Genomic DNA, 11,118 nt, shown 5'->3' with positions numbered 1-11,118 from the left:
TTATCTTCTGATACGCGTACCTCATTCATTCTAGCTAACTTAAATATCCTATAATTATTTCCTTCAATACTAAAGGCTTGCAAATACCATTTGCTTTCCTTAAATACTGAATAATATTTGACTTATGAAAATGAATATAGTTTAATTACATTGTATATTAAATATTGTTGATAAATTTCACTTTTTTTATTATAAGGCTCTATTCTTTACATATTTTAATATTTATTATTGGGAGATGTTTAAAATGTCTAATAGATCTGTTCGAGTTTTTCATAATAATTTTTTTATAAATAAGCTAAAGAGAACCAAAAAATTTGATATGCCTCAACATCATTTTCATGAAGATTATGAAATATTTTATTTAATTCACGGCGAAAGAAAATATTTTATAAATGACACTATTTATAAAGTATCTGAGGGAAATCTTGTATTAGTAAACGTTAACGAAATCCATAAAACTTCTGATTTTTCAGATTATTCTCATGAAAGAATTGTAGTAAATTTCACTCAAACATTTTTGTCAGAATTTTCCCAAAATGTGAATGCTCTTAATTTATATTCATGTTTTAATTTAAAAAATAGAGTATTACCTTTATCATTTAAGTATAAGAACAATATTGAGAGTGTCCTAAATCATCTTCTTGAAGTTGATAAAAGTCAAAGCGATAAAAAAGATTTTCATTCCAAAGTATTGTTGTGCGAATTGCTAATTCTAATTAATAATTTTGTTGATGATTTTAAGTTAAAGGATTACAATTCTATGCAACCAATTAATCCAAAAATCTCAAAAGTAATTAAATATATAAATGAAAATTACTACCAAGCTATATCCTTATCTTCAGTTGCTAAAGAATTTTATTTGAGCCCATTTTATTTAAGTAAATTATTCAAGCAAACAACAAACTTTACATTTATTGAATACTTAAATAGCATAAGAATTAGAAATGCAACACAATTGCTTCAAAATAGAAAGTATAAAATTATTGATATTGCTGAAAAAGCTGGCTTTACCAATAATACACACTTTACACGAGTTTTCAAAACTGTAATGGGCATGTCTCCAATGAAGTATAGAAAACTTCTAAGTGAGAGATAAATTCACCCTATGATATTCACCATATAGCTTAAACTTATGCCATAATCCACCGAAAGAATTAGAACTGGTAGTCTTTTGGCTATGTTACTAGAGAATATTGCTGTGAATTTCTAACAATAAAAGTTATGCCCATTTAAACTTCCTCTTAATATAAATTTCTGGTAAGTTTAAACGGAATAACTTCAACTAAAGAAATACCTACAGCTATATTTTCAATGCAACACTGCACAATAAACTACCAGTTCTTTCTAGTGAATATATAAACTTAAAGTTTTAGCAACTTTATAAATATGATCATCTAATACGCTTACACATACTTTTAATTTTTTCCATACCATAAATTAAATATATTTTTGGAAACATGCCTTTGAAATTGGACGGTTAAGGTTCTTAGTTCAAGGTTGATCTATTTATCTATATTTAATTTTATTATTGGTTCTGTTGCTGAATTTTCTACTACAACATCTTTTAGCTCTAATTCTTCTATATTATTGAAATAGAATCCATTTTTATACATTGGTTCAACAAAACTTAGCATATCAGGCTCACCAGCTTTTGCATCTGCATCAAAGTTCACATAGATATTTTCCATTTTTACTTTCTTGATCTTTCTTTCTGGAAGTCCATACATGAATCCAGCAGCAACTTGAGCATTTAAACAAGTGATATTTTGAAGATAAATGTTACCTATATATGGCGTTTTATCGTCTATTGGTAATTTCTCTTTACTCCATACATATTCTGTCTTACCATCTATATCACAGAAGTAAAAACAATTAATAGTAAAAGGTGTCAATACTTTATTCATCTTTATATTTCTTGCATATATTTCGTCAATAATAGCAGTATCCCCTCTGCCTCTCCTTGTTTTTATTCTAATACCTCTATCCGTCTCATTAAACAAACAATTTTCTACATATATATTATTTATCCCACTGGACATCTCACTTCCAAGCACTACAGCGCCATGTCCAAAATTCATATTGCAGTTTCTAATATAAATGTGTTGTGAAGGCATTGTCTTTATTTTACTTATAAATATTTTTCCTGATTTTATTGCTATACAGTCATCTCCAACAGAAAAGTTAACTCCTAATATATGCACATTCTTACAGGATTCTGGATCTAAACCATCAGTATTTGGAGAATCCTTAGGATTTTCAATATATAAATTAATAAATTTTAAATCTTCACTCATTAAAGGATGTATTGTCCATGATGGCGAATTTTTAACTGTAACGCTTTCAACTAAAATATTTTTGCATCCTACAAGAAATATCATTCTTGGTCTCCATGCAATTCTTTTTTTCTTTGCTTCAAACCACCAATTATCAATGCTGGCATTTCCATCTATGATTCCATTACCAATTATGTTTACATTCTCTACATTGATTCCAGTTATTAAACTAGCAAAGCAATCATCTGGATCGCCTTCCCAAGACCCTAAGAAGTATTCTTCCTTTGATGAACCTTTTAGCAATCCTGGTAATATAGGATATTTATTTCTATCCTGAGCGCCTAATAATACAGCACCTTCTTCTAATTCAATAGTTATATTACTTTTTAAAAAGATTGGAGTTAATAGGTATCTTCCTTTGGGCACTATAATTCTTCCATGTAATGGGCAAGCTGCTATAGCTGCTTGTACTGCAGCTGTATCTAATTCTAGACCGTCACCTTTTGCGCCAAAATCTTTTACATTAAGAACATAAGATTCACTTAAAGTTTTTATTTTAATCTTCTCACTTATGTCTTTTGTAGAAATCTCTTCAATGTATATAATATATTCAGTATCTTGATTTAAATCCTTAATTGTATATACATTAGTATTAATTTCCGATATCTTTTCATTATTTATATATAAATTCACTGCTTCCTTTAAATAAAAACTTTCTTCATTTACAATTTCAATTGAAATTGTCCTAGATGTTTTTGATATTATATTGAAATTTAAAATTGTAATCTACATCCTTTCTAAATTTATATACACGTATCATTAGTATATATAAAAACTTATATCCTACTACTCTAATTAAAGTGCATTTTTTGCTTCATATTTTATATGTTTATAAGTTGGTACATAATCTACACATGTTTTACCCATTATATTTATTAATGCAAAAATTGTTAATAACATTAGTTTGCGATAATACTCTATAAACTTATAACTACTATAAGTTTATTTTATTTGCATATGCTACATTATTTGTATATGCTACATTGTTATTTCCAAAGCAGTTTTCATATTTCCAGCCTGTCAAAACTTCAACAGCTACTTTAGCTTCTGGAGTTACGTCATCCATTGATCCGCCAGCTTTAATTCTATTTACTTCATCTACCAATAATTTATGAGTTTCTTTTGTAAGCTTATATCTTGAAGCTGCAATCCAAGTTATTACAAGCAATACTATTGGAAATACAATTGTAACTACAGATATACCTGTTATTGCACTAGCTGGCTGTGGAGGCATAACCTTAGCTTTTGCACTTGTGCTTACAAATCCAAATGCTGCTAAACCAATTCCAAGTACAAATGATTCTATTGATGTTGCAAGCTTACCAAATAAACCATTTATTCCATTATAGATACCTTCTCTTCTCTTTAATGTAAGTGCTTCATCTATATCTGCAACGAATCCCATTTGGTAAGTTGGTATATAGTCAACAGCAGCTTTACCTACAATATTAACTACTGTAAAAATAAAGAATAAAGTTAAAGTCATTGAATTATGTCCTGCAAATACAAGATATATATAACCTAAAAGTGAAACTAATATTATTCCAATACCTAGTTTGAAAGTCTTTGGTCCACCAAATTTATATGCAAGTATTATATATATAAATATAGCTACAAGTGATACTCCTGAAGATACGCTATTTACTGCTGAAACATTAACTGTTGTTAAGCTTAAGACATAAATCGCAAAGAAAGTAAGAACCCCTCCTGCAAGCTGTTTATAAACACTGCCTAAGAACCACATAATACTATGGAGTCTAAATGCTCTAAGTCTCATACAAGAAACTAAATCAACTCCAAGCTTTTTAAATACTTCGCCAAGTGAGCCTGCTGCATCTTCGTAAACAGCTGATTCTGGATCTCTTTCATATACATTAAATATAAAGAATAGTAAAGCTAATGTAGTTATAATTCCCCAAGAAAGTCCTATATACCAAAAGGATTGAGCTGAAGTTTTTCCAAAAGTGCTAAAAATCCATGCAGTTAATAGCCCTGAGATAAATCCAGATAAAGTACCACAATATTGTTTCCCACCAATAAGTTTTGCTTTTTCAGCAGCACTTTGAGTCATTTCAGCCGGAAGAGTTGTCCCAGGTACAAATATTAAAGTATAAGATATTTCATATATCATATTAACAGCAAAGTAATATTCAAAAGAGTGTCCTGATATCCATAAACATGGGAATATAATAGCTATTCCAACTATTCCAAGTGCAATAATAGGTTTCCTTCTACCAAATTTTCTACCTAATTTAGTTTGCCCCAAACCATCGCTTATAAAGCCTAATACCGGATTTCCAACAGCATCAATAAGTCTTGCAATTCCAAAAATCGATCCCGCTCTTACTGGATCAAGTCCACAAACAGTAGTATAGAAAAATAACAGCCATGCAGACATTAAGCCCTGAGCTCCACTTCCCAAAAAATTTATACTCGAATATCCAAGTATGTTTCTTAATTTAATTTTTTCAGTCATTATTTTTTCCTCCTTGTTATAATTTAGTACTCTCGAAAACTCTATAAAGCCAGAGTTTACTCGATTTTTATTTTTAATATTTCTTACAGTTTCCTTCAAAATTTATGCATAAATTTTCTGTTTTTTGTACAAATCACTTAACAAACTTACTGACTTTTTTCTAGAGGGCAAAAGTTCTTCTAACCACTACAAACGTCTTCTTCAAAAGATTTTCTCTATTCCAAAATAAAACTTCTCCCATTCTATTAAACGTTATCATAAACTATAACCGTAACAAATAGAACATTTCAAACGTTATCATTTACACTATTATTTATTAGAGGATATTTACATCTCCCTCTATTATTCGATTAGTTAGTGTAAACATCCCTCAATCAAACAAATTTATTATTAACACTTCAGATTAATTGATATTCAGATGCTGCTAAGATGAATGGCCCTAATCCCTTTGGTTCATTACTTATTATAGGTTCACTTATATAATAAGCAAAACTCCCATCTCTCTTATCAACTCCACCTAAACCTGCAACATAACAAATTTTGTTTAAATTTATTAACCCTTCTCTTGTTTCCAATATAAATTCATCGATTAAACCTTTATAAGATTTCTTTGCAACTTCTTTTAAATTTTCCGATAAATATCCTTTTCTTACTCCTTTAAGTAAGGCATATACTATCATTGATGATCCTGATGCTTCTAAGTAATTACCTTTTCTATCACCTTGATCTAAAATTTGATACCATACATAACTTGATTTATCTTGAACTTTAAGCAGAGCGTTTATGCAATCTTTTAGTATATCAATTAATCTCTCTCTATCCTTATGATCCTGTGGAAATACCTCAATTGTATCAACTAAAGCCATTACATACCAACCCATAGATCGTCCCCAAAAATGTGGCGATAATCCTGTTTCTTTATCAGCCCAAATTTGCTCTCTACTCTCATCCCAAGCATGGTATAAAAGACCTGTCTTTTCATCTTTCAGATTCTTTTCACATATTATAAACTGCTTAGCCACATCATCAAACTCTGATACTTGTCCAAACTCTTTTATATATTTAGCATAAAATGTTGCCCCCATATATAGTCCATCAAGCCATATTTGATGAGGATATATATTCTTATGCCAAAATACACCTTCATTAGTTCTTGGATGAGTATCTATTTGTTTTCTTAGTGAATCTAGTGCTTTCTTATACTTCTCATTTCTAGTCTCATCATATAAAGTTATCAGTATTTTACCATTGTTCAAATGATCTATATTATATTCATCTAGCATATAGCCATTTATAGTTCCATCTTCTTGTATAAAATGTTCCATGGTCTTTATTATAAAGTCTAAGTATTTCTTTTCTCCTGTTTTCTTCCATACCTCAGCTACTCCGTCTAAAGTTAAACCATACTCATAGCCCCAGTGATCAGTTAAATTTATATCTTTTGCTATTATCGAATCTGCCATCCATTTTCCGTAATCTCTCATCTTTTCTACCTCTTAATAAAATTAAAATCCTGCTTCATCAGCTATAACTATAATACTTATCCTACCATCAAACTTCCATCCGTGATTTATTACAGTCAAATAGTTACATATTCTTTTCTTCACATTACAATCCATGCATTTACCTGTTCTTACACAAGGTGTTTCATGGCCTATTCTTCTAGCATTTAGTGGTGCTATAGATTTAATTCTTTTAATAGCTGCTTCTACATCATCCACTAACTTATTTGCACTAGCGACTACTATAACTCTTTTAGGACCAAATATCATCCCAGAAACTCTATTGCCTGAACAATCCATATTAACCAATTCGCCATTTCTTGTTATAGCATTAGTTCCAGTTATTAGAAAATCTGCTAATAAAGATTGTCTTTGTATTTCAATGATCTCATCATGAGGTAATTTCTGATATCTATCAAATAGTTTATACTTACCTTCTCTAAATATTTTCAGTAAGCCCATTTCATCTATAGTTACAGAGCCTCCTAATGCAACACTTGCGCCTTCTGTAATCATGCCTAGTACCATATCTTTAGCTTCTTGAAGATTCTCTGCATAATGAGCATCATAGTGATTATCTTCAAGTATATCTACTGCTTCTTTGGCAAGACATCTATACTGCCATTTTTTATTTTCATTCATTATCTTCCCTCAAAAAAACTTTCATAGGTGAATTGTTAACGTTAACTTAATGTAAGTATAGCTCATCAAATGTAATAAATCTTATCATTTATTGTTTTTATTATTGATTTTATACATATTTTGTTGTCCATTTAAATTCTTATACAAAACTTAATTTCCCAATTATATTCATCAAGTTAGGCTTAAAAGTGCATTTGTCGAGATAAAAATCTATAAAAATGTCTATTAACACTATGCAGTACTTTTATTCTGAAATTTTTTATGCATTTGAATTTTTAAGTATGTATTTAGGAAAAATTTGTAAGATAAATATAATTTATTTTTTATTCTTTTAAATATTAAAATGAGTTAATTAACATGTTCAAAAAGTTATACCTTCAAAGAGTACCTCGTGCAGAGATTTTACTAAATTATAATTTCCTTAAGAAAATAAAAAAAAACAGACTGTTCTGTGCAGCCTGCCTTAAATCCTCTAAATAAAAATCACTTTCTTATAAAATTTTGATAAGCTTTTCTGATTTTTCTCTATGACCTTGTGCAAGTACTTCTATATCCTTATATTCATCAGTGTTTGTTACAACTATTGCTGTAGTAGTCACATATCCTGCCTTTTCAATATCAGATATAGAAAATGTCATCAGTGTTTGCCCACATTTTATTTTTTCTCCAGCTTTCACTAATGGATTAAAGCCTTTTCCGTTCATTTTAACTGTATCCATTCCTATATGAATTAGTAGTTCTATTCCATCACAGCTTTTCAATGCAATTGCATGTTTTGTTTCTGTAATCAAAAGAACTTCTCCATCAAAAGGTGCATATAATTTTCCATCGGCCGGCTTCATTCCACATCCTTTTCCAAGCATTTCTTCTGAAAATACACCATCATTAATTTCTTTTAATGAAATTACTTCGCCTTCCATTGGTGCATAAATAAAGCCATTTTCCGTTTTTTCTATAATTGTTTCTTCTTGCTTTTTATTTATAAATTTTTGAAATATATTCATTATATCACTCCCTGTATTTTACTCTTATTTTTTAATCAACTAATTCCTCTACTTAAATTTCTTATCTAAAAAGGGAATCTAAAATAATATATTAATTTTCAGATTCCCCTTTGTAAAAATACTTATTTATATTAAACATTCACCGTTTGTTTCTATTACTTTTTTATACCAATAAAAAGATTTTTTTCTTCTTCTCTCTAAAGTTCCAGTTCCATCATCCTGTTTATCTACATATACAAAGCCATATCTTTTACTCATCTCTCCAGTGGATGCTGAAACTAAATCGATGCATCCCCAAGATGTATATCCTAATAGTTCAACTCCATCTTCCATTGCTTCTTTCATTTCAATGATGTGCTGTCTAAGATAATCAATTCTATAATCATCATTTATTGAGCCATCCTCTTCTATTGTATCTTTAGCACCTAGTCCATTTTCTACTATAAATAAAGGTTTTTCGTATCTATCATATAGAGTATTCATAGTTATTCTAAGTCCTAACGGATCAATTGCCCATCCCCATTCACTAACTTCTAAATGAGGATTTTTTATAGATTTAACAACATTAGCTTCAGTTTGATTTTCCATATCCTTAGATGCACATCTAGAAGCATAATAACTAAAAGATATAAAATCTACTGTATTTTTTAATATATCCAGATCATTTTCTTCCATAACAATACTAACTTCTTTTTCCGCAAATACCCTCTTTGAATATGATGGATACTTACCTCTAGCCTGTACATCTATGAAAAATAAATTTTCTCTATCCTTTGTATGAGCCATCCATACGTCTCTTGGATCACATGAATACGGATAAAAATCTCCTCCTGCAAGCATACATCCAACTTTATTTTCTGGATTTTGTTCATGAGCTATTTTAGTTACTAAAGCACTTGCTACTAACATATGATGCGCTGACTGATATTTAACCTGATCTTTGTTTTCGCCTTCCTTAAAATATATACCTGCTCCCGAGAAAGGACTATGTATCAGTATATTTATTTCATTAAATGTCAGCCAGTATTTAACCAAACCATCAAATTCTTTAAAACAGCATCTTGCATACTTTTCAAAAAATCCTATCATTTTTCTGCTCTTCCATGATCCATATTTATTAACCAGTTCCATTGGAACATCAAAGTGACATAATGTTACCAATGGCTCTATATTATATTTTTTACATTCTAAAAATAAATCTTTATAAAATTTAATTCCTGCTTCATTAGGTTTTCTATCATCTCCATTAGGGAAGATTCTTGTCCATGCGATTGAAGTTCTAAAAACTTTGAATCCCATTTCAGCCATTAGAGCAATATCTTCTTTATAATGATGATAGAAATCAATTGCCTCATGACTTGGATAAAATTCACTATCTTTCAAAGTCAAATCTTCTTCTAACCCTAATTTTACTTTCATTCTGTTTATTCCATGTGGTATAACATCTACAGTACTTAAACCTTTTCCATCTTCTCTATAAGCACCTTCAGCCTGATTTGCTGCAATAGCTCCGCCCCACAGAAATTCTTCTGGGAAACTGTATTTACTCATTATCTGCCCCCATTATTTCAATATTATCTTCTGCTGGAATATCTTCAAATCCAAATATTAGAGTTAATACGAAAGATAATACAACTGCTAGTATCATTATTCCAATTATCCAAATAAGGCTTGATGGATTTTGTGGATCAAAAAACTGAACACTTGTGAACAAACCTGGTGCAGCCATAGATCTACTTGCGAGTCCTGCTATCCCTGCTACGGCACCACATACACCACCTGAAATTAATGATGCTATCAAAGGCCTTTTAAATCTTAATGCTACTCCATACAGTGCTGGTTCTGTGATTCCCGCAATGATTGCAGAAGAAGCAGCTGCAATTGCAGTTTGTCTTAACTCTTTATTTTTAGTTTTGAAAGCAACAGCTAAAGCTGATCCTCCTAATGAAAGGTTCGCACCTATTTCTGAAGGCATTACCATTCCTTCCATGCCTGTTTCTGCTATAGTTGTTAATATAGTTGGAGTAAATACTCTATGCATTCCAGTCATAACAAGTAGTGGCCATAAAGCTCCCATTATTGCTACTGATACCCATCCTAATTGACTGTGAACAAAATAAACTAAAGATGATATTGCTGTACCAATCCATATACCTAAAGGTCCTATTAATCCAATTGCTATTGGCGCTGCAATCAATACTATAATCGCTGGTTTTAAGAAATTTTTAGTTACTTCTGGTGTTATCTTATCTACAAATCTTTCAATATATGATAATATCCAAGTCATACAAAGTGCTGGTATTACCGTATACGTATACTTAACGGATGCAATAGGAATAAACGCTAAAGTTACTGCCTTACCTTCTGCTGCTTTTGCCATTAGGTTCACAAAATCCGGATGCACCATAAGTCCTGCTATTGCAATAGCTAAATAAGTATTAGTTTTAAATTTCTTAGATGCTGATACTGCCACCATAATTGGAAGGAAATAAAATGCTGCATCTCCCATAGCATTCAGTAAGGTATATGTAGTACTGTCTGCTGGTAGTACTTTTAACATAGATAAAATCATTACTACTAGTTTTACCATTGAACCACCAATAATTGCTGGTATCAATGGTGACATTGTACTTACTAATGCATCCAATATATTAGTTCCAACTTTTTTGATAGTTAGCTTTTCTTTTTTTATCCCTTTTGCAATGTCACTTTCATCTCCAAAGTTTCCTAATTTTAAAAATTCCTTATAAACATAAGATACATTATTTCCAATAATAACTTGATGTTGTCCACCTTGGTTCACATATCCCACTACTCCATTAATTTTTTTAATCTCATCTACATTTACTTTTGAGTCGTCCTTTAAACAAACTCTTAAACGAGTCATACAATGAGTTACACTTTCAATATTTGAGATACCGCCTAAATTATTCGCAATCGTTTTCGCAATTAATGCATAATCCTTTGCCATTTTATTACCTCACTTATATTTATTATTTTCGAATAGCTATTGAATTTATCTTAATGTTAATTGAAAAAGCGAATTTTGTCACTATGTAAACCTTTATAAAAAACATGTCTGTTCTTAAATAATTTGTTATTGCAAAAAAACAAAATGTTTTTTTGCAATCAAAATCGAAATATGTTCTTGACATTTCATA

Annotated in this window: 8 protein-coding genes and 1 pseudogene; 1 reads left to right on the top strand and 8 read right to left on the bottom strand. The window is 30.1% G+C overall.

Going from position 1 to position 11,118, the window contains the following annotated elements; translation table 11 throughout:
• Positions 1-95, bottom strand: a pseudogene (locus CLOBL_RS27550) (YafY family transcriptional regulator); the annotation flags it as partial.
• 149 nt (positions 96-244) lie between these two features.
• Between CLOBL_RS27550 and CLOBL_RS14560 the strand changes: the two are divergent.
• On the top strand, positions 245-1,096 hold the full coding sequence (locus CLOBL_RS14560) for an AraC family transcriptional regulator (protein ID WP_179117761.1): 852 nt from the start codon (positions 245-247) through the stop codon (positions 1,094-1,096).
• Between the two features lie 406 nt (positions 1,097-1,502).
• Here CLOBL_RS14560 and CLOBL_RS14555 read toward each other — a convergent pair whose 3' ends face one another.
• The 7 genes from CLOBL_RS14555 to ascF form a co-directional block, all read right to left on the bottom strand.
• Complete coding sequence (locus CLOBL_RS14555) at positions 1,503-2,966, bottom strand: glycoside hydrolase family 28 protein (RefSeq protein WP_143323875.1); 1,464 nt, start codon at positions 2,964-2,966, stop codon at positions 1,503-1,505.
• Positions 2,967-3,267: 301 nt separating this feature from the next.
• Positions 3,268-4,809, bottom strand: a complete 1,542-nt coding sequence (locus CLOBL_RS14550; RefSeq protein ID WP_009172384.1) for an MFS transporter — start codon at positions 4,807-4,809, stop codon at positions 3,268-3,270.
• A gap of 398 nt (positions 4,810-5,207) precedes the next feature.
• A complete protein-coding gene (locus tag CLOBL_RS14545) occupies positions 5,208-6,293 on the bottom strand; it encodes a glycoside hydrolase family 105 protein (protein ID WP_077859700.1) in 1,086 nt (361 codons plus the stop codon).
• 21 nt (positions 6,294-6,314) lie between these two features.
• Positions 6,315-6,953, bottom strand: a complete 639-nt coding sequence (locus CLOBL_RS14540) for a lactate utilization protein (RefSeq protein WP_009172386.1) — start codon at positions 6,951-6,953, stop codon at positions 6,315-6,317.
• Between the two features lie 491 nt (positions 6,954-7,444).
• Positions 7,445-7,957 (bottom strand): PTS glucose transporter subunit IIA, encoded by a 513-nt coding sequence (locus CLOBL_RS14535; RefSeq protein ID WP_077859699.1) that lies wholly within the window; start codon positions 7,955-7,957, stop codon positions 7,445-7,447.
• 126 nt (positions 7,958-8,083) lie between these two features.
• The gene (ascB, locus tag CLOBL_RS14530; RefSeq protein ID WP_077859698.1) at positions 8,084-9,508 is read right to left on the bottom strand and encodes a 6-phospho-beta-glucosidase; all 1,425 of its coding nucleotides are present in this window, start codon (positions 9,506-9,508) and stop codon (positions 8,084-8,086) included.
• Positions 9,501-10,928, bottom strand: a complete 1,428-nt coding sequence (ascF, locus tag CLOBL_RS14525) for a PTS cellobiose/arbutin/salicin transporter subunit IIBC (protein ID WP_077859696.1) — start codon at positions 10,926-10,928, stop codon at positions 9,501-9,503. Before ascF ends, ascB begins: the two co-directional genes overlap by 8 nt.
• Between the last annotated feature and the right edge of the window lie 190 nt (positions 10,929-11,118).

The sequence above is a fragment of the Clostridium sp. BL-8 genome (genome assembly GCF_002006495.1).
GTDB lineage: Bacteria > Bacillota > Clostridia > Clostridiales > Clostridiaceae > Clostridium.
The sequence above is the reverse complement of the archived record's forward strand: the minus strand, read 5'-3'. Positions and strand labels throughout refer to the sequence as shown.